Below are 19,270 nucleotides of genomic sequence, written 5' to 3' on the forward strand. Positions count from 1 at the left end.
TTTTTTTATGCTTCCATTTGTGGGTTTGCGGCGGTCAAGACCCCATCGACACCTTCCACAGCGAAATAATCCGTGATTCGCTGCTTCAATGCCTGCATCGCTTGATCGGCGCGTGCAGCCTGTTCTTCATTGACAGATTCCATAAAGAAAATCGCGTCATGAGTATCTTCTGTCAACATGGTTCGTTGGGCTTCCCGCCAGTTTAAGCAACGGCAAATGGCCCCTTCCTCATCAGCATAAATGATTTCCCCGGGTAGCGCCGGTGCATCTGCTTCCGCCCCCAAAGGTAAAAAAGATTCACCGCCTGCGGCTTGACCCAAATGAATCGTACCGACGACCTTCTCTAAATCCTCTCCGCCACAAGGAACTGCGAATTCGAGTGACACACTATTGTAAATGTCCACTAAAGGATTGATGGGATGAAATTCACGATCTTGACTCACACGCTTCAGCAGTGCTTCGATGGATGAACGTGCACCTTTTTTAGTTTTGAACTTACTAAAGGCCTCGCGCCACTGGGCAATGACCGTATTTTGACTAAATGTCTCATTTGTAAGAAAAGCTTGGGCTGCTTCTTTTCCATCGGTCAATAACTGTGTCAAAAAGAGATCAGACGCTTTCCCCTTATTTTCTCCAATGCCCTTGACGATCAATACATGAATCTGCGCCTCGGGAAAGATTTCCCAAAAAGACGCCTCTACGTTAACGGTTGTCATACCTTCACTCCTTTTCTGTATACAGTAATTTTACACTACAAATGGCGTTTTAAATCTATTTTTGCAACATTTCTAAAGCACACATTTTTAAGCGTCGTTTCCCACCTGCACCAGCGCCCTCAGTTTCTCCACGTCGACTCGATAACCCCGTTTATTCTTTTCAATGTAGCCTTCTTCTCGTAAATACTTGAATGTGTGAGTCAAATGACGATAACTCACCCCTAAATAATCGGCGATCTGCGTATTTTTTTCGCTATATTGGCCGTTCACCGACACTTCGATTAATAATGCCGCAAGACGATATTTCAGCTCAAAGGTTTGCGCATTCGAGAAATGAGTCATGCGCAAGAGAAGTTTTTCTCCAATGTACTTAGCGATCCACGCAGAAAACGCGGGATCGGTTCTCAGCAGTTTTTCTACCTCCGGCATAGGAATCGCCAAACAGCGAACCGTATCAATGGCCACGACATCCTTCGCTTCCTCCTCTGCTTGTACCAAAGTCAATTCACCGATCAAATCTCCCGGCTCAAGAAATTGCAAAATCAGTGTTTTTCCATTAGGTTCCTGTTGAACGATGCGAGCTTTTCCTGCTAAAAGGATGAGTAAATGAGACACCCTTGCACCTTGATGAAGGAGCGGTTCATTTCGATCGTACGTCCTAACAACACAGTGCTTTAATAGATCCCCTGTAAAATGAGCTCGGTGTAATCGCTGAAGCTCCTGTGCCACAGAGGAATCTGTTATTTTTTTCATCATAACTAGGCTATATCTCCTATTGATCGTTTTTTATGTCCTGCATACTTATCCTATCAATTCATTATTGGAGGAACAACTATGACGAATCAAAAAACGAAGACTCTTTCCTTTCTTTATTATCTCCTTAGCGCCTTTGGCATCAGTTTGACGTTGAAGGCTGGAATCGGTGTCAGCAGCTTCAACTCTCTGAACGCAACGGTTGCTGCCTTTAGTCACATTAAGATCGGTACGATCACCACGGGATTGAACTTCCTGTTTTTAATAGGCTGTATCGCATTAGACGAAAAACGACAACTAAAGGATTATGTCACCATGACTACGGCACTTCTGTGCTTTGGCTCGACAATCAATCTCTTCACCTATTTTATTTTTCCGCTCTTTTCACTGGATGCGTATTTCTTAAATTGTCTGCTGTTTGTTTTAGGAACGCTCATTGCAGGCTTTGGGACTGGAAAAGTCTTGAAATACCGCTGGTTGAAATTTCCAATCGAGACGTTCTGTGTCTTTTTGACCGAACGGACGACCCTCAGCTTCAAATATTATCGCTACAGCATCGACCTTCTTTGTATTCTAGGTGCTCTGGTACTCACCTTTTACTTCCATTTACCTTTGATGGTCCGAGAAGGGACATTGATCAGCTTTCTCTTATTATCACCCACGATCGCTTTTGCAAATAGAGAATAAAAAAGTGACGCATCCAGTTATTCTTTATTCAAAACCCTTCGAGCCAGCTTAATCAAATCATACCAGCAAACGGAGACCATTCCTAAAGCCGCACAGATCGCTAATTGCGTCAACGACAATGGTGCCAGATCCAAAAAACTGTTTATCGGCGCGTAGATCAACGCAAGTAAAATGAGCATCGTTCCACCAAGGATCAGCCAGATCACCTTATCATGGATCAACTTGATAAAGGTTTGGATGCCGAATAGATGATTGGAACTATTGACTTGAACTAGGAAAAGATTGGCTACGATCAAAACAGCTAATCCCATAGTACGGGCCAGTTCATCATTTGACGGATTTTGCTGCAAAGTAAGATAGTAAGCCAGAAAAGAGGCGACGAAAATAACCAGTCCCTGTACTATACTTTTGACTAGCAACCCTCTGCTCAGGATACTTTCTTTCGGATCACGAGGCGGCCGGTCCATGATATCCGGCTCGCTAGGCTGTCTTTCCAACACGACGGAGCACGTTGGGTCAATGACTAATTCCAACAGCACCACATGTACAGGTAAAAGCAGTAGCGCGGCTTGCGGAATACCAAGAATCGGACCGAAAAGCGCGGTCAACGCGATGGGGAGGTGAATCACAAAAATATACCCGATGGCCTTTTTAATATTGTCGTAGATCCGGCGACCATCTTTCACGGTACTTACAATAGTAGAAAAATCATCATCCATTAAAATCAAGTCGGCGGCTTCTCTGGATACTTCAGAACCTCTTTTGCCCATCGCGATCCCGATATCCGCATATTTTAAAGCCGGTGCATCGTTCACCCCATCGCCAGTCATTGCAACGACTTCACCTCTTGCCTTGAACGCTTGGACGATGCGCATTTTATGCTCAGGAGTCACTCGTGAGAAAATCGTGATATCGGCGACTTTTTCTTTTAGTTCCTCAGCGGTCAGCGTATCGATCTCCACGCCTGCGATAAATTCATCGGTATTTGCGATCCCGACGTTTCGTGCAATCGCTCCTGCTGTCACACCATTATCCCCCGTAATCATCACGACTTTGATGCCGGCTTTCTGACACTGCTGGATGTCCTCAGCTACGCCTTTTCTTGGCGGATCAGACAGACCAATCAGTCCAAGAAAATTCAGCTCGCACGCTTCAATCGTCTTCGGAACCTCAGCTTCGGTCGAGACGATTTGTTCGCCTACCGCAATCACTCGCAAGCCTTCGTGAGAAAAGCGATCAATCACCTCAGCGATTTCCGCTCTCTTCTTCGAATCAACAGCAGAAATGTTTAGCACACTTTCTGGTGACCCTTTGACCGTGATTTCGATTCGAGCATTCCGTTCCCAGACATGCCCCATCATTTTTAGTTCATCGGTAAAAGGATATTCCTTCACCAATTGTCCGTTAAATAATCGTTCTTTGCTCCAGCCATGGGCTTCATCGTACTCCAGCATGGCAATTTCCATTGGATCGTACGGCTCAGTTTCACTAGCAAGACCCATGGTTTCGATCAATCGATCTTCCACTTGATTCGCCGCCACCCATATTTCGGATACCGTCATTTTATTTTCGGTGATGGTCCCGGTTTTATCCACGGCTAAAACGGAAACAGCACCCATGGTTTCAACAGCTGGCAATTTCCTGATCAATGACTGTTTCTTCGCCAAGCGCCAGGCACCCATCGAAAGAAAGACTGTCAAAACAACCGGAAACTCTTCAGGAATCATCGCCATCGCAATCGTGATGCCGGATAAAATACTTTCTACAAAACGGGCTTTTAATGGCAGATCAGCATCATTGAAAAAGGTCACGACCGCGACAAGTGTCAAGAAAATCAAGGCTATGATGGCACAGACTTTGACTAATTTCCCGATTTGTTTATCTAACGGCGTCGCTTCTTCTTCAGCCGAGGCTAAATGTTTCCCAATTTTTCCATATTCAGTTTTCGTCCCTATCTTATCGACCAAAATCGTCCCGCTGCCCGTCGTCACCAGCGTCCCGGTATAAACGTAGTCCTCACGCCAATAGTCTTCTGAAGTAGATTCTTCCGTTTCAGCCAGCGTCTTCCAAACCGCTTCAGCCTCACCTGTCAAAGAAGACTCGTTGATTCTCAGGTCATTAGCCTTGATCACAAAGCCGTCAGCCGGAACTTTGACCCCTTCTTCAATCAGCATCAAATCTCCTGGAACCAATTCCTGGCTCAAAATTTCATTTGATTGCCCCTCGCGAATCACTTTGATTTTTGGTGCAGAGAGATCTTTTAACGCATTCAAGGTTTGATCCGTTTTCCATTCTTGGATCACTTCAATGGCGATAATGACCACCACGAAGACCAGCATGATCAACCCATCTTTAGGCTCGCCTAAAAAGAAATAAATCAACGCCGCTACGATCAACAGCAGAAACATCGGTTCCAGAATAATATGAAGAATCTTCAGGTAAAACGGCTCCTTCTTTTTTTGTTCTAGCTGATTCAGCCCGAATTCATCCCTTTTTCGCGCGACTTGTTCTTTCGTTAACCCATTCCAATCTATCTTTTTCATCTCGATTCTTCCCTTCATTTTTTATAAATCGATTGCTCCATCATACGTTTTTGTGAAGGTATTTACGAGAAATAATGATCACTTTTTAGTAGATTGTAACTGTTTAGCAAGGGAGAAAATACAGGCTGCCCCTCCCCTTAAAAAATAAAAACAAGGCTGCCCTAAAATTAAAGTAAGTGGTATTAAAAGATAGATTCGTGGCGCCATCGAGTAAGAAAAAGGGCCGCTAGATCAAAAAAACAATGAAGACTAACCCTGATTCGTTAGTTTCCATTGTTTTTAAATACGAATTAATTTTGGAATTGCTTGCAGAAATGAACTTTAGCTGTACACCCCAGATAAAGTTTCTATATAAAAAATGCGCTTCTCTTCACCTATTCTCCCATACTTGCTAGAATAAACGAGTAAAGGAAGTGTGGAAATGCTACAAATCAAACGAGCGTACACTCCCGCCAGCGAATCCGACGGGTACCGGGTGCTAGTCGACCGATTATGGCCGCGTGGAAAATCCAAGGAAACAGAAAAGATCGATCTTTGGCTGAAGGCGATCGCACCAAGCAACGAGCTGCGAAAATGGTTCAATCATGATCCAGAAAAGTATTTTGACTTTAAGAAAAAATATCAGGCGGAGCTGCAAAGCGGAGATCAGAAAGAGGCACTAGAAACGCTAGAGGCCCTACTCCGAGAACAAGAAGATGTAACCTTAGTATATGGGGCAAAAGATGAATCTCATAATAATGCGCAGGTATTGTATGATTTATTAAGCAAATGAAGCAGACTCTGAGCGAGCCTGCTTCTTTTAATACAAACATTTGATATGATGCTGATTCAGTTTTTCCAATTTATCTGTCTCTAGTGGTTTATCAGTGATCAAATAATCGATCTCATAACAAGATACACCTTGATACATATATTTGTGATCTAATTTATCACTAGTCGCTAAAACGACTAAATGATTCGCTTGCCGACGAAAAGCCTTTTTTATCAAGGCTTCACCTTCATGTGTTTCTGTCAGGCCATGTTCGAAATCTAGTCCTCTGCAGCCGATGATCGCCAGATCCGCATTATACGTCAATATATCATTATAGGCTTTTGATCCATTGATAGTGGCTCTTTTCGGCACGATTGAGCCGCCCAAAACCGAAACATGGGCCGTCGTAAATTCACTCAGCATCGCTGCCGTCAGTACACCATTGGTAATAATCTGTAAGCCATCAAATCGGCTGAGGTTTTTTACCAAATGAAGGCTAGTCGTACTTGAATCGAGAAAAATGACCATATCGTCTTTGATCAACGTCTCGGCCACATTGGCAATATATTGTTTGTTGTCCTCTTCATTTAATTGGGTAACTTTCATCAAATAAGGAACATCGATTTTCTTATTATCGACAATCATCGCACCACCGCGTGTTCGTCTGATCAAGCCACTTTGCTCTAGCAGCACCAGATCTCTCTTCACTGTGGCCTCGCTGTAATTGACAAGCTCGATCAAATCAATGACGCGAGCAAATTGATGCACCTTCAAATAATTAACGATTTGCTGTTGACGATCTTCAATGGCGTTTAGCATAAAGCAGCCTCCTCGGAAATAGTATCTTCTAATCATTATACGTAAGTAGAAAAAGGAAAGAAAGACAGGCTTTCGTTTTTTGAAAGCACTGCCTTTTCGAATTAATATAGTTCGGCTTTTCCGATAGTGTTTAACACACTTAACTTGTGTCTCACCACTTCTTTAACCTTCTCGTTTGCCATGGGATAAACCTCATTTGGCTCATACATTGCTGGATTTTTACTTAAAATATCCCGCAAAGCATCAAAGAAAACACTCTTGAGGTCTGAGCTCAAGTTCACTTTTGCAACACCATATTTCACTGCTTCGCTGACTTCTGAATCCGGATTCCCCGACCCGCCATGCAAGACAAATGGCAGATCGATCCGTTGGTTCAGTTCCTTCAACAGTTCAATATTCAATTTAGGAGTCAGGTCTTTTGGATAAAGCCCATGCGCCGTACCAATTGCGACTGCTAAGGTATCAATCCCGGTCTTTTCGACAAAATCCTCAGCCTGATCTGGGTCAGTATAAATAATGTTTGCTGATCCGCCTTCTGCTGAACCATTATTGCCGATCGTTCCTAGTTCCGCTTCCACTGACACATTCACACCATGAGCCAACGCCACTACCTGTTTGGTGATTTCTAGATTATCTTCATAGTCTTGGACAGAAGCATCAATCATCACGGATGTATAGCCATTTCGAATCGCTCGCATGACATCATTGATCGTTCCACCATGATCCATATGGATGACGACTGGAACTTTGCTTTTGTGAGCGTAATCCTTCACAGCGGCTACAAACTCATCATTTAGATAGGAAATCTCATCCGGATGAATTTCTAAAATGACAGGTGCATTTTGCTCCTCAACTTCCTCCATGATCGCTTTCAGCATATCATAGCTACAAATGTTAAATGCAGGGACTGCAAACTTATTTTCTTTCGCAACTTTTAATAAATCCTTCATCGTATACAACATTAGACTTCCACCTCATTAGTTAATTTTTCATTTGATATTTGCTTTTCTGTAATCGGTTTTTTCAGCAATCCAACAGTCACCGCTGTCACAATCGTTCCTGCAACAATCGCTAGAATATACATCGGTAAATTATTCATGACATTTGGGATTAACATCACCCAGATCCCGCCATGTGGCGCCATCGAGGTGACACCCGCAGCCATGGAGATTCCTGCTGCCGTTGCAGAGCCCAGCATCAAACTGGGAATGACACGAATAGGATCGGCGACCGCAAAAGGAATAGCCCCTTCTGTAATATAGGAAGCACCTAATATCCAGCAGGATTGGCCTGATGTCCGTTCTTCTTTGTTAAACTTATGTTTGAATAAGATTGTTGCTAATGCTAGACCTAATGGCGGTGTCATTCCTGCTGCCATACATGCGGCGATCGGAGCATTTACACCAGCAGACATCAAACCAATCGAGAAGGTCGAAATCGATTTATTGATTGGTCCGCCCATATCAGCCGCCATCATCACACCAATCAATAATCCAAACATCAGACCTGAAGTATTACCAAGCCCGTTCAACCAGCTAGTCAAGGCATCTAAGACCCACGCAATTGGCTTATCGATCAAGAAGACCATCGCTAATCCAATTACTAAAATAGAAACCAGTGGAACAACGATCAATTGATAAATAGCTGCAAATTGTTTCTTAATATTGATTTTATTTGCCAAGAAATCCGTTGCGTAACCTGCTAATAATCCACCAATCATCCCGCCTAAGAATCCCGAGCCACCATTCGCAGCCAGTAAACCTGCAACGATCCCTGGTGCAAAGCCTGCTTTCCCAGCAATTGAACTAGCGATCCCCGCTCCAAGTGCTGGTACCATCATGGCGAAAGCCGTTCCCCCTCCAATCGTCGACAACGCGCCAGCCAAAACATTATAATCAGCAGATTTCGGATCAGATGCTGTGATCCCGAAGGCAAAACTTAAGGCGATAATAATTCCGCCAGCGATGACAAATGGCAGCATATAGTTCACACCATTCATGAAATGATTGTAGATACCAATCTGATGCGACTTCTCCTCACTTTTACTGGAAGTTGAGATTTTGATCGTACCCACATCGTTGAGTACTTCTTCTATCACTAGCTCTGGCTCCTTGATTGCTCGACCCGTAGAGACTCTTTTAACCCTTTTTCCAGCAAATCGACTCATATCGATATCCTTATCAATGGCTAATATAATGGCATCCGCCCGTGAGATTTCTTCGATAGTCAATTCATTTTCAATTTTTGCTCCTTGCGTTTCGATCTTTACCATATGACCCAAACCAGTAGCAGTTATCTCTAGTTTTTCGGCGGACATGTAGGTATGTGCAATTCCTGTAGGACAAGCAGTAATTCCAACAATATTCATGATTGTTCCTCCTTATTCGTTTTAAAATACTATTGAATTAATCCGATTTAAATGCTGTGTACTCTTCATAACAAGCGCTTGTTTATTCATTTGCTCTATCTTGCCAAATACTATTCAAGGAACACCAAATTAAAATATCTGTAAAACCTCTGCAGCGGTTTTAGCATTCTTTAGTCGATCTCGAAAATCCTGGTTCATCAGTCTTCTAGAAAATCCACTCAAAATATCTAAGTGCAAGTCAGTAGCCTTTTGCGGGACTAATATTGCAAAAACACATTCGATTGGTTTGCCATCCAATCCGGTATAATCGTCCATTAATCCTGTATGAACAAAACAAACCGTTGGCTCTAGGACATATTTGCTTTTTGCATGAGGTATCCCAAAACCATCCTCAATTCCTGTAGACGTTTCCTTCTCTCGCTTGTATAAATCCTTGATGATCTTTTTAGCCTTGCTTACGCGATTTTGTTCCTCAAGATTCTTAGCTAAACAATCAAACAAATCACTCTTTGAACGAATTCCTTCATCAAAAATAATTAAATCGTTCAACATAATTTCCTTTAATTCCATTAAAAAACACCTCTATTTAAGTCTTGTCAGCGCTCTCTTATTTCTTGAGATCACTATATCATCGTAATCTAAACCGTTCAACATTATGCACATTAAACGGTTCAAAGTTCTTTTTAAGATATTTCCGCTCACTCTATGTGATCTATTCAGCTCAAAAAAATCTCTGATTTTTGAATGCTTCTCAATTACTCAGTATTCTGCATATAAAGAAAACTCCAAAAAGCAGATTTATAATTCTGCCCCTTGGAGTTCATGATTCATTTATAAATACCGTCTAACCTTCGCTTGATACTGACGATAGCTCTCGCCAAAAGTCGATACCAGATAAGTTTCCTCCCCACGAATTTGCCTATCAAACAAAATAAATGCAGTCATTGCTACTGCAATCACAAGTATATTTGGAAAGGTCACTGCCAAACCAAGATACAAAAAATCAAATGCCACAAAGGCCGGATTGCGGCTGAAACGGTAAATTCCAGTAGTTACCAATTCAGTCCTCTGCTTTTCATTGTACCCGGCACGCCAATTCAGTCCCATCGCCCTGACCGCGATATAAAAAAGAACTACTCCCGCAAAAATCAGACCTAAACCCAAATACACCCAAACGGTTCGATTGATCTCAAACAGGATCGGCGCAAGGAACTGCAGCACTCCACCGACGCCTGTCATTATTTTTAAAACGATTTCAAAATACTGCTCATTTTTTACATCTTTTCCTAATAAATTAACGGTGATTCCTTGTTTTCTCAGCAGCAACCCTTTCAATAAGTAAATCAGATAAAACAGTGTAACTCCTGTGAATGCGAGAATCCGTACCAACATTTTCATTCCTCCTCAATAAAATATGAAAATATATTCATATGTTTATTATTTCATATGAGTGCAAATCGGTCAAGTCTTCTATCGAATCTAACTAATGATCATAGACTTGAAATGATTGATTAAAAATGCTCCAAAAAAATACTCCTTCAGCTTAGCAATGGTAAGTAACCGTCACTAAACTTGAAAGGAGTATTTCATTTATTTGTTAAAGCGGAACATTAATAACCTCATGGGACAATGCTGGAGCATCGGCTTCCTTCGCATTGAATCCGGTTAAGCGGAAGGACAGGTTGAATTTTTCGAAGGTTGTTCGATATTTTTCCAGCTGCCATTGACCACAGGAATAGCTTCCCAGCGCATTTTGCTTGTAATCGATATTCACTACGACATACTCTCGCTCTTTTAGATCACAGGTATGTTTAGCGTTATCCAGATCGGCCTCTTCAAAATAAGAAGTACTGAAATTGAAGCCTGCTTCATCTGCGGCGAATAATCCCTGCCCGCGATCATCTGTCAGCGCTACCCATCTTGTATCCATTCTGTTTCCGTTAGCTTGAGGAACAACATAATTCGTAAACATCTCTTCGACAGTTGAGCGATAGACACCCAGATACCCTGCTTCTTTTGAATCCGTGTAGTTTTCTCTTGGTCCCCGCCCTAAATAGTTTACTTGATTCATGTCCTTATTCACATGCATCGATACACCTAAGCGCGGCAGCATATTTGGCGCGGAGTCGATCTTCCCGCTAGGAGTCCCCTCCAGGTTGAATAAAACATCGCCGCTTCCGCAGATCGTATAGCTATAGGTGCATTTGTAATGCCATGCACTGTTTGTTGTTGAATTGATCGTATTAACGGTGATCTGAACGGCTTGATCGATTTCCTTCCAGTCAAAGGATTCGACAATTTCATGCTCTAAATGCAAGAAATACTGTTTTTTCATCTCATTGATGATTTCCATATCGTTACTGATTGGTGCGCGCCACATGGTGAATTTCGGTCCTCGTTCAACGATCGTTTGACCGTCTCGTACCAATTTTAGCAGCGTGCCTCTGACTGTATCAAACGTGACAATAAAGTCTGTTCCTTCAATACTCAATGTCGTTTGTGTCTCATTAACCTGCAACTTTCCGTTTGGCAGAATCTCAACGCCTGCTGCTTTGATTGGAAGCTCGAAGCTGGCTGAAGCTAATTCGTAGCCTTTTCCTGCATAGGCTGTTGTTGCTTTTAATTGATAGGAAATGTTTAAGAAATAGCTTGCGCCAGGTTTTGGTGCGAGATCCAAGTTATATGGCAAGCTTAATTTGGCTTTCTCTCGCGCTGGAATCGAAGGCAGCGAAATCGTTCCATCTTCAATCAGTGTTTCATCCTCAAGAATTGAAAAATGCAGCTCAAAAATTTTCAGGTCTTGGAAATCAAAGCGGCTCAACAGCTCGATTTCTCCTTTGTTCAGATCGATCGCTGTCGTCTGGATCGGTTCGATCACCTTTTTGTATTCATACAAGCTTGGCGAAGGCGTGCGATCCGGCATCAGCATCCCGTCAATACAAAAATCTTTATTTGAAGGATCATCGCCAAAGTCTCCGCCATAGCGATAATATTTTTTCCCATCCTCAGTATAAGATTCAATGCCATGATCAAACCATTCCCAAATGAGACCGCCTTGCAGTTTATCATGGGCATAAAACAAATCTTGATATTCCTTCAGGTTTCCAGGTCCATTCCCCATCGCATGCCCATATTCACACAGGATATGCGGCTTTTTTGATTTCTCAATGATCGTACTCATTAATGGTTGCTTCGTCGGATGCTCCAACCAGCTATACATGGTTGAGTAAATATCCGCAGCTTCTACATCGAAATCTCCCTCATAGTGAACCAAGCGAGTTGGATCCATTTTTTTCGCTACTTCGGTCATCTTCACAAAATTACAACCGAAAGCCGACTCATTTCCCAGTGACCAAAGGATAATGGACGGATGATTTTTATCCCGCTCGATCATTCGAACCATTCTGGAAACATAGGCCAGTTCCCAGTCAGAATCGTTACTGATCCAATCATATTTTCCAGTCAGCTCAAAACCGTGGCATTCCAGATCGGTTTCATCGATCACGTACATCCCATATTCGTCGCAAAGATCGTACAAGTAATACGAAGCCGGATAATGACTCGTTCGAACGGCGTTAATATTGAACTGCTTCATTAAGCGAATATCTTCTTCAATTTCTTCCTTCGAGACGACACGGCCATTTCTAGGATTGTAATCATGACGATTGACTCCTTTAAACTTGATCGCCACACCGTTGACCAAGAAGACCTCGCCAGCTAAACGAATATTTCTGAATCCGACCTTTTGCGGAATCACTTCAACCAGCTTCTCCCCTTCGTAAACCGAAATCAGTAGCTGATACAACTCAGGTGTTTCCGCCGTCCATTGAGCGACGTTGGGAATTTCCGCCTGAAGACTTTCCTGTTCGCTAGTGATTTCTTGACGCAATACCTCTTGACCAGAGGAATCAATCAGTTCTACTTCAATCCGTTGACCCTTTCTTTCTCGCAGAGTGAATGAAAGATCTATCAAACCATTCTTATAATCATCGTCCAAATCAGCGACGACTTTAAGATCGTTGATTCCCTTAGTAGGGACGCCGAGTAATTCCACATCTCTAAAGATTCCGCTGAGCCACCACATATCCTGATCTTCCAGATAAGTTCCGTCAGACCATTGATAGACTCGAACCGTCAAATCATTGACAGCATCCTCCTGAACGAGTTCAGTAATATCAAACTCCGCTTCATTTCTAGCACCCTTGCTGTAGCCGACTTCCGTTCCATTGACCCACACATGGTAAGCCGAATCGACCCCGCAAAAACGCAGAATGATTTTTTTGCCCCTAAAGCTTTCATTGATGCTAAACTGCCGCTTATAGATTCCTGTCGGGTTTTCCGTTGGAACATACGGCGGGTTAATCGGAAAGTTGTACCATAGATCGGAATAGTGCATCTTGCCATAGCCTTGAACCTGCCAATTACCAGGAACCTTAATATCCGCCATTTCTCCCGTATCAAAGTCCGGCTCATAAAACTTGCTTGGACTATATTCTGGTGCATCCACCAGTAAAAATTTCCAAACACCATTTAAATTTTTAAAGGCATGTGTATATTTGTTTTCATTTAGCAGCGCCTTTTCTTTAGTTGGAAAGGTCGAAAAATGTGCCCGTGGTTCTAATCGATTGATCTGATCTAATTGATAGTTTTCCCAAATTTTCATTTACCAGTCACCTCTACGTTTGTCTCTTCATTGTTCAATACTTTTGATTTTCTTTCATAGCGAATCCAGCAGATCCACGCAAAGCCCATAAATATCACTAGTCCGACGACATTGTAGACCAGCATCCCAATCGGACTCGCCTCACCCGCCGGCAGCGCCCCGTTTATCTCAGCCATGATCAGCTGCGGATCAGGCACTGTTGACATAAAGAAGACGAAAATGAACAGCACTAATAACGCGATGCCGGAAAAAATCCCAAATTGGCGACTGCCGAATTTAAAGCTACGGGACATTGAATCCTTCTTCAGGCGCAGACCGATATAAGCGATCAATAAAAACAATACCGGCAGCAACGATGTAGACGCTGTCATATTGATCAAAGTAGAAAGGAAGCTGTCCATATTGCCGATTCCCAATGCTGGAATGATCAGCAGCATCGTAACGATCACACCTTGTACAACCAACGCATTTGTCGGATTCCCCTCTTCATTTGTTTTCACCAGCCATTTGCCGAAGACCCCTTCTGGAATTTCCGAGAAAAAGACTTTTACAGGTGCCGCAGTCCATAACGCTAATGAACCGAGACTGCCGATAAATAAGATCAAGCCGACTAGCCGAACCATCACACCACTTGGAATATGGAAATACGCACCCAAGATTTTGAAGATATCGAAGATCCCGTTTGAGAAATTCCCCTTCAAAACATCCATCGGCACGACAAACCCAACCGCTACAGCCCCTAAAACATACATGATACCAACGATAATCGTGGCTCCGATCATCGTCCGAACGAAGGTCTTATTGCCGCCCTTAACGTCCTTGATGTAGACACCGATACTTTCTCCGCCGCCGACCGCTTGCAAGATCCACGCCATCGTCATGAAAAAGGTCCAGTTAAAGCTTGGCGTAACCGACTGCATCGTAAAATCCTGTGCCGGCTCGTTACCTAGTCCAAAAACAACCACAAAGGCCAGAACGACAAACGCCACACCCATAAACAATCGGGCACTCCCGGCAAAACTAGTGACTTTTGAGATCCATGACACACCTTTGATGCAGACCCACGTCATCAGCCAAAAAAGAAAAATAGATATGATTGCAATAATGATTGTGCTGTTGCCGCCTTGAAAGATATTTCTTCCTACAAAAGCATACGAACCGTAAATTAATGTATTGGGCAACAAGGAACAAAAGTAAAATAGATTAACGAAAAAATACGACCAGGCGCCTAAAAAGGCCCATTTATCACCCAAAACCGATTGCAGCCAGCTATGAACACCTGACTCTTTCCCAGAGTTAGCAGAAGCGAATTCTGCAATCATCAGAATAAACGGTAAAAAATAAAAAATACTGCCAAACAAATACCCCGGAATTGTCGCTAACCCAATTTGAATACTGTTATTAACAATGCTGGGAAACGCGAATACCGCTGAGAAGGTCATGAGCATCAATGCGACCGATCCTAAGCGCTGTCTTGAATTAGAGTTTTCCATCTCAAACATCCTTTCAATAGTTACTTACACATTGATTTTATAGCGCTTTCATGATATAAAAAATAAGAAATGTTTCCAAAAAATTGTAATAATGTTGACATTTTTAAATTTGTACTCAAGGAGGAATCGAATGTACAGCTCATTATCAAACGACATCAGTATTTTGATCAATAATGATACACTAAGCTCTGATTTCCATGTTTGTGAAGTTGGATATGAAAAATGTCGCTCAACCAAGCCTACGGAATATGCTCCAATCGATTATTGGGTAATCCACTACTGTATCGAAGGAGAAGGTTTCTTCTCAACACCATTTTTCCCCGAAAGAAAAATCACGGCCGGAGATTTTTTTATCATTCCTTCGAATTGTAAAAATGTATATTATCCCAATCGCGAAGACCCTTGGCAGTACCGTTGGGTCGGGTTCTCTGGAAAATTGATGGATCACTATTTTTCTAAGGTAAAATTAGACAAGTATCATTGTGTCATTACCCGTTCCTTTGATCATCGGATCGATGCCCTCTTTCAGGATATCTATGATTTCTTCAAAGAGAACGATCATTTTCGCACGATGGCTTCTTCCTTCATTCTATTCGATACCATCGATCGAATGAATCTAAAAACGGACAATCCTTCACAAAGTGAACAGCTTTTTAAAAGTATTCTGACCTATATCAATGATAATATGTCGGAGAATCTCAGCGTCAATCAGATTGCAGAGGCGAAAAATATTGATCGAACCTATCTCTATAAGCTATTTCAAACCCATAAAGGCATTGGACCCAGTGAATATATTCAGGATTTGAAGCTTCAAAAGGCCTGCTCCCTACTGCGGAAAAGTTCACTGACGATTACGGAGATCGCCTACGAGACTGGCTTTTCTTCCTCTTCCTATTTTTCAAAGTTTTTCCATTCTAAGCTCAACATTTCTCCTTCGACCTATCGGAAAAAATTTATTATTAATTGATATTACAAAGAAACTGAGACACTAAAAAAATGAATAATTTACTATATACAGTTATTGAAAAGCCAGTGAAATGACGATAATTCGTGCATTTCACTGGCTTTTTACTAAACTATTCTCCCGTTGCATCCAACAGCGCTTGAGCAATTTTATCTATCGTCACAAGAATATTGATCAAATTTATCTCAATGGCGATTTTCGCGATGCGCATCCTTCTAAGGTCATCCACAATCGTCATTACTTGAGGGATTTTTCTGATATCTTCTAACGTGATCCCCACGATGTTTTTGTTGATCCCGTTATCGACTTTCTGCCCACTCGCATCAAAAAAACAAGAGAAGGCCTCGTTAATCATTAATTGATTAAGCTACCATAGCCCACCCACCTGACCGCTTCGTATGTAATTCTTTCGTACATAAATTAGGATTGATTGTTACTTACACGGTTTATATTGACTATCGTTTTACGAGATAAAATGAAATTATTTTGCATATACCAACAGTCAATGGATTCTATATCTTTTCAATTACTTTTTTCTTTTCAGGTAAAACTATATCCAGTTTGTTAGCAATTTTTCTAATCCTATTTCTAGTTTCCTCATAAGTATAATCTAAATTGATTACTCTATAATAGGTTCTACGTGAAATAGCCAACTTACTAATTGCCTGAGCTACAGGAATTCGTTTTCTATCTTTATAAATAAGTAACAACCGTTCTATCTGTTTATCCGTTAATTGACTTCCGCCTCGTTTACCACGTAATTCCTCTCGCTTATTTTCCTTCATTTCTGAAGTTAACTCTTTTTTCTTGCGCTTTTTCTGGTAAATAAATGGTCTTATTTCTTTAAGCTCTTTAATAGTGTTCTTCAGATCAATTATCTCCATATTTAACCTATTAATTTTTCTATTGTAAACAAGAGCAGAGTGATTAATTTTTTGATCAATAACATGCTCTTTTTCCTCAAGATATTTTTTCTTTTTATTAAGTTGATCATCTAGATCCAAATCTCTACGGTAATATTCTAATTCTTCCTTACTTATTTTCTCCAACTCTTTTATTCTCTTCTTCGACTTTTCGTACTCCATCCTCAGATTTTGCTTTTCTTTTTCTGACTCTAAATATACACTTTCATTTTTTTTTATTTCTTCATTTACTTTCCGATTGTGTTTTTTTAGTTTTTCGAAATTCTCTTTGTTGTTTTTAGCTGATATCCTTAAACGATTAACAATTTCTTTTTGCCGTTTTGCCTCTTCCTCCCATGAGAGCATTACCATGTAAAGTGCGTCATAATTAGTGCCATTTTCTTCTATATCTGCTTCAATTTTTTGGGACAATTGAACTAATAGACTATAGGCACTTTTCTTTTTTAATTTATCCTCATTACTCATTCCCATTACCACTTTCTGTAACTTTTATATTAATATAAAAGTTACAATAATAACGGAAGTATGTCAATGATTTCTACAAACTTTGCTACATTTTATTCCCTTTGTTCTTCTTTTTTTCTTTTTAAAAGATTGTTTTAATGAATAAAAAAATAGGATTCTTTTTATCAATGATGATTATTATTTATGAAGCTATAGAGAATTCTTCATCATACGTTATTTTATTTAATGTCCTAGTTGATGAGAAAATTAGGTAATTAGTCAAAAAATACTTTACATTGAACTAATCAAATACCCATACTTGAAAAGCATTTTGAAAAGAAAAACTGTGGTCATCACCCAAAAAAAGGATTGTGACCACAGTTTCGATTTGAGATTAATATATAAAGCTACTCCCAAGACATTACACCATAACTCCCGGCAATTCCTTCCATCAATAAACTGTCCGCATAGCCATCAATAAAAGTGGTTGCCTCTTCCTCAGTTGAGAATAATCGACTCCCTTTTTCGATATTCCTTGACTGATCATCACCTTCATAAGCATAGAACCAAACTGTGTAGTGAACTTCTGGCTCTGGAGTTGGTGTCGGTGCAGGATCAGGGTCTGGTGGTGTTGGAGTTGGCGTAGGGTTAGTCACCACTCCACCATTATTTGTTCCATCAGATGAACTCCCATTGCCTGTCGTTCCATCATTTTTATTTTCTCCATTACTAGAAGGTATCGAAGCCGTATCAGAGGATTCGACATTCGTTTGGTCCTGTGTATTTGACATATTTGGAGTTGGCGAGACCTGACCTACAGATTCACCAATCGGTTGATTCGGAACTATTTTATCCGACTCCGTAATTTGTTGTTGATCAGTCACTACACCATTTTGATCTTGAACAGTAACGACATTGCCTTCAAACACCAGCTTATTCCCTGCATAAATCAAGTTATAATCTCCAATGCCATTCAATGAAGCTAGTTTTTCCATTGTGACATTTGTTGCTAAAGAAATACCGCTTAATGTGTCTCCCCAAACAATAGTATATTCTTTTTTTCCTTCAACATCTTTTTTGATTTGCTCAATTGATCGTGCTTCCCATTTTCCATCAGCCTCGGTTGCCTGTGTTGCTTGTTGTTCGGGCAATAAAACACCTCCTAAGACTATTGGGCTGATCATTAAACTTAATATAATTATTTTTTCGAGCGGACGCTTTTTTTTCATGATTCTTCTTTTTCTGAAACTGTTTCTTTTTTTCATACTTTCCTCCTTGAAAAATATTTTTCTTACTATCTATTCAACTATCCAAGTGAACGTTGGATATGAATACAGATTATCACCATCACTTCGTGTCATTTTTAAATACAGATGGTTTTTTTCCTATTTCTCCCAATTGTTTAGAGAGTTTTTCAGTACGTGTTCTGTATTGATCACGCCCAACTTTATAATGAACTGATCTGACTTTTTGCATTTTCAATTCATTTCTCAGAATGCAAATATCCTGTTCTAGCTCACGAATTTTATACAAAAGTAATCTTTTTTCTATTCCGGCTAAACTTTCACAATTTTCTTGGCATTCTTCACAAATTGTATAGGTCTCATTGTCTACAACCGTCTGTGAAACTGAATAATTTCCACACCATTCGCAAGTCATTTCACTTGCAAGTTCAGCTTTATATAAAATATGTTGTACTTCAGACGGTAATTCTTTTGATCCTCTTTGGGTAGAAATGATTAACGCACCGTCCATTCGCCTCACATTTCTAATTGAATAACCAAGGTTTGATAGCTCTTTTTCAGCAGTAATTAAAATTGCGTACCAGCCATGACCAATTTTATGACCAAAGCGAATATAAGAAAGCTGATTTAAAGTTTTATAGTTAGTTGTATGTTGATCCATTTTTTCACTTCCAATTATTTTTTTTGTACAAAAATCTCTGAAAATACATTTCAATAAGCAAACAAAAGTACAGTAGTATTCACTAGTACCGAATTCAGTTACTAATTTGTCTTTTATTTTTTCTAGATTTCTATTTAAGAGAAATGAGTTAGAAGACTTTTTAGTTCCTTTTAATGATCTTATTTTATATCAAAAGATCACTTTTTGCAACTTACAAATTATTTATTTTGAATTTACCATT

At 40.7% G+C, this 19,270-nt stretch carries 17 protein-coding genes; 3 read left to right on the forward strand and 14 right to left on the reverse strand.

All coding sequences use genetic code 11. The features are described 5' to 3' along the window. Positions 1-5: 5 nt before the first annotated feature. Both A5868_RS17175 and A5868_RS17180 read right to left on the reverse strand, forming a co-directional pair. Entirely contained in the window at positions 6-716 is a 711-nt protein-coding gene (locus A5868_RS17175; protein ID WP_086305102.1) for a B3/B4 domain-containing protein, read from the reverse strand. Between the two features lie 87 nt (positions 717-803). After that, positions 804-1,472 carry a cyclic nucleotide-binding domain-containing protein gene (locus A5868_RS17180; RefSeq protein WP_086305103.1) on the reverse strand — a complete coding sequence of 223 codons (669 nt, stop codon included), beginning with the start codon at positions 1,470-1,472 and terminating at the stop codon, positions 804-806. A gap of 78 nt (positions 1,473-1,550) precedes the next feature. On the opposite strand from A5868_RS17180, the gene A5868_RS17185 reads away from it, so the two are divergent. Continuing rightward, positions 1,551-2,156, forward strand: coding sequence for a YczE/YyaS/YitT family protein (locus A5868_RS17185; protein ID WP_086305104.1), 606 nt, complete (start codon positions 1,551-1,553; stop codon positions 2,154-2,156). 17 nt (positions 2,157-2,173) lie between these two features. Here A5868_RS17185 and A5868_RS17190 read toward each other — a convergent pair whose 3' ends face one another. Beyond that, positions 2,174-4,699, reverse strand: a complete 2,526-nt coding sequence (locus tag A5868_RS17190) for a cation-translocating P-type ATPase (protein WP_086305106.1) — start codon at positions 4,697-4,699, stop codon at positions 2,174-2,176. 421 nt (positions 4,700-5,120) lie between these two features. Here A5868_RS17190 and A5868_RS17195 point away from each other — a divergent pair, with 421 nt between their 5' ends. After that, on the forward strand, positions 5,121-5,471 hold the full coding sequence (locus A5868_RS17195) for a DUF488 domain-containing protein (protein WP_010779050.1): 351 nt from the start codon (positions 5,121-5,123) through the stop codon (positions 5,469-5,471). 27 nt (positions 5,472-5,498) lie between these two features. Here the strand turns inward: A5868_RS17195 and A5868_RS17200 are convergent, their stop codons facing one another. The 7 genes from A5868_RS17200 to A5868_RS17230 all read right to left on the reverse strand — a co-directional run bounded on the left by A5868_RS17200 (position 5,499) and on the right by A5868_RS17230 (position 14,793). Next, positions 5,499-6,269 carry a DeoR/GlpR family DNA-binding transcription regulator gene (locus A5868_RS17200; protein WP_010779049.1) on the reverse strand — a complete coding sequence of 257 codons (771 nt, stop codon included), beginning with the start codon at positions 6,267-6,269 and terminating at the stop codon, positions 5,499-5,501. A gap of 101 nt (positions 6,270-6,370) precedes the next feature. Beyond that, positions 6,371-7,231, reverse strand: coding sequence for a ketose-bisphosphate aldolase (locus A5868_RS17205; RefSeq protein WP_010779048.1), 861 nt, complete (start codon positions 7,229-7,231; stop codon positions 6,371-6,373). Then, on the reverse strand, positions 7,231-8,637 hold the full coding sequence (locus A5868_RS17210; RefSeq protein WP_010779047.1) for a PTS fructose transporter subunit IIC: 1,407 nt from the start codon (positions 8,635-8,637) through the stop codon (positions 7,231-7,233). The genes A5868_RS17205 and A5868_RS17210 overlap by 1 nt, the downstream gene beginning before the upstream one ends. Positions 8,638-8,766: 129 nt before the next feature. Next, positions 8,767-9,207, reverse strand: coding sequence for a PTS sugar transporter subunit IIA (locus tag A5868_RS17215; RefSeq protein WP_010779046.1), 441 nt, complete (start codon positions 9,205-9,207; stop codon positions 8,767-8,769). A gap of 261 nt (positions 9,208-9,468) precedes the next feature. Further along, complete coding sequence (locus A5868_RS17220; protein WP_010779045.1) at positions 9,469-10,029, reverse strand: methyltransferase family protein; 561 nt, start codon at positions 10,027-10,029, stop codon at positions 9,469-9,471. Between the two features lie 205 nt (positions 10,030-10,234). After that, on the reverse strand, positions 10,235-13,300 hold the full coding sequence (gene ebgA, locus A5868_RS17225; RefSeq protein ID WP_010779044.1) for a beta-galactosidase subunit alpha: 3,066 nt from the start codon (positions 13,298-13,300) through the stop codon (positions 10,235-10,237). Next, positions 13,297-14,793 (reverse strand): amino acid permease, encoded by a 1,497-nt coding sequence (locus A5868_RS17230; RefSeq protein WP_086305109.1) that lies wholly within the window; start codon positions 14,791-14,793, stop codon positions 13,297-13,299. The genes ebgA and A5868_RS17230 overlap by 4 nt, the downstream gene beginning before the upstream one ends. A gap of 130 nt (positions 14,794-14,923) precedes the next feature. Here A5868_RS17230 and A5868_RS17235 point away from each other — a divergent pair, with 130 nt between their 5' ends. Further along, complete coding sequence (locus A5868_RS17235) at positions 14,924-15,760, forward strand: AraC family transcriptional regulator (protein ID WP_086305111.1); 837 nt, start codon at positions 14,924-14,926, stop codon at positions 15,758-15,760. A gap of 109 nt (positions 15,761-15,869) precedes the next feature. Here the strand turns inward: A5868_RS17235 and A5868_RS17240 are convergent, their stop codons facing one another. The 4 genes from A5868_RS17240 to A5868_RS17255 all read right to left on the reverse strand — a co-directional run bounded on the left by A5868_RS17240 (position 15,870) and on the right by A5868_RS17255 (position 19,029). Beyond that, positions 15,870-16,112 (reverse strand): sugar-binding domain-containing protein, encoded by a 243-nt coding sequence (locus A5868_RS17240; protein ID WP_010779041.1) that lies wholly within the window; start codon positions 16,110-16,112, stop codon positions 15,870-15,872. A gap of 157 nt (positions 16,113-16,269) precedes the next feature. Beyond that, positions 16,270-17,145 carry a hypothetical protein gene (locus A5868_RS17245; RefSeq protein WP_044926895.1) on the reverse strand — a complete coding sequence of 292 codons (876 nt, stop codon included), beginning with the start codon at positions 17,143-17,145 and terminating at the stop codon, positions 16,270-16,272. Between the two features lie 386 nt (positions 17,146-17,531). Next, positions 17,532-18,275, reverse strand: a complete 744-nt coding sequence (locus tag A5868_RS17250) for a LysM peptidoglycan-binding domain-containing protein (RefSeq protein ID WP_244265211.1) — start codon at positions 18,273-18,275, stop codon at positions 17,532-17,534. 196 nt (positions 18,276-18,471) lie between these two features. After that, positions 18,472-19,029, reverse strand: coding sequence for a hypothetical protein (locus tag A5868_RS17255; RefSeq protein ID WP_086305115.1), 558 nt, complete (start codon positions 19,027-19,029; stop codon positions 18,472-18,474). Between the last annotated feature and the right edge of the window lie 241 nt (positions 19,030-19,270).

The organism is Enterococcus sp. 12F9_DIV0723, assembly GCF_002174375.1.
GTDB classification, from domain to species: domain Bacteria; phylum Bacillota; class Bacilli; order Lactobacillales; family Enterococcaceae; genus Enterococcus_A; species Enterococcus_A gilvus.

Coding starts and splice junctions, on each gene's coding strand:
- A5868_RS17245 (WP_044926895.1), bottom strand. CDS start 17,145: ATGAGTAATGAGGATAAATTAAAAAAGAAAAGTGCCTATAGTCTATTA.
- A5868_RS17200 (WP_010779049.1), bottom strand. CDS start 6,269: ATGCTAAACGCCATTGAAGATCGTCAACAGCAAATCGTTAATTATTTG.
- A5868_RS17235 (WP_086305111.1), top strand. CDS start 14,924: ATGTACAGCTCATTATCAAACGACATCAGTATTTTGATCAATAATGAT.
- A5868_RS17190 (WP_086305106.1), bottom strand. CDS start 4,699: ATGAAAAAGATAGATTGGAATGGGTTAACGAAAGAACAAGTCGCGCGA.
- A5868_RS17175 (WP_086305102.1), bottom strand. CDS start 716: ATGACAACCGTTAACGTAGAGGCGTCTTTTTGGGAAATCTTTCCCGAG.
- A5868_RS17185 (WP_086305104.1), top strand. CDS start 1,551: ATGACGAATCAAAAAACGAAGACTCTTTCCTTTCTTTATTATCTCCTT.
- A5868_RS17180 (WP_086305103.1), bottom strand. CDS start 1,472: ATGATGAAAAAAATAACAGATTCCTCTGTGGCACAGGAGCTTCAGCGA.
- A5868_RS17195 (WP_010779050.1), top strand. CDS start 5,121: ATGCTACAAATCAAACGAGCGTACACTCCCGCCAGCGAATCCGACGGG.
- A5868_RS17205 (WP_010779048.1), bottom strand. CDS start 7,231: ATGTTGTATACGATGAAGGATTTATTAAAAGTTGCGAAAGAAAATAAG.
- A5868_RS17215 (WP_010779046.1), bottom strand. CDS start 9,207: ATGGAATTAAAGGAAATTATGTTGAACGATTTAATTATTTTTGATGAA.
- A5868_RS17220 (WP_010779045.1), bottom strand. CDS start 10,029: ATGTTGGTACGGATTCTCGCATTCACAGGAGTTACACTGTTTTATCTG.
- ebgA (WP_010779044.1), bottom strand. CDS start 13,300: ATGAAAATTTGGGAAAACTATCAATTAGATCAGATCAATCGATTAGAA.
- A5868_RS17210 (WP_010779047.1), bottom strand. CDS start 8,637: ATGAATATTGTTGGAATTACTGCTTGTCCTACAGGAATTGCACATACC.
- A5868_RS17240 (WP_010779041.1), bottom strand. CDS start 16,112: ATGATTAACGAGGCCTTCTCTTGTTTTTTTGATGCGAGTGGGCAGAAA.
- A5868_RS17230 (WP_086305109.1), bottom strand. CDS start 14,793: ATGGAAAACTCTAATTCAAGACAGCGCTTAGGATCGGTCGCATTGATG.
- A5868_RS17255 (WP_086305115.1), bottom strand. CDS start 19,029: ATGGATCAACATACAACTAACTATAAAACTTTAAATCAGCTTTCTTAT.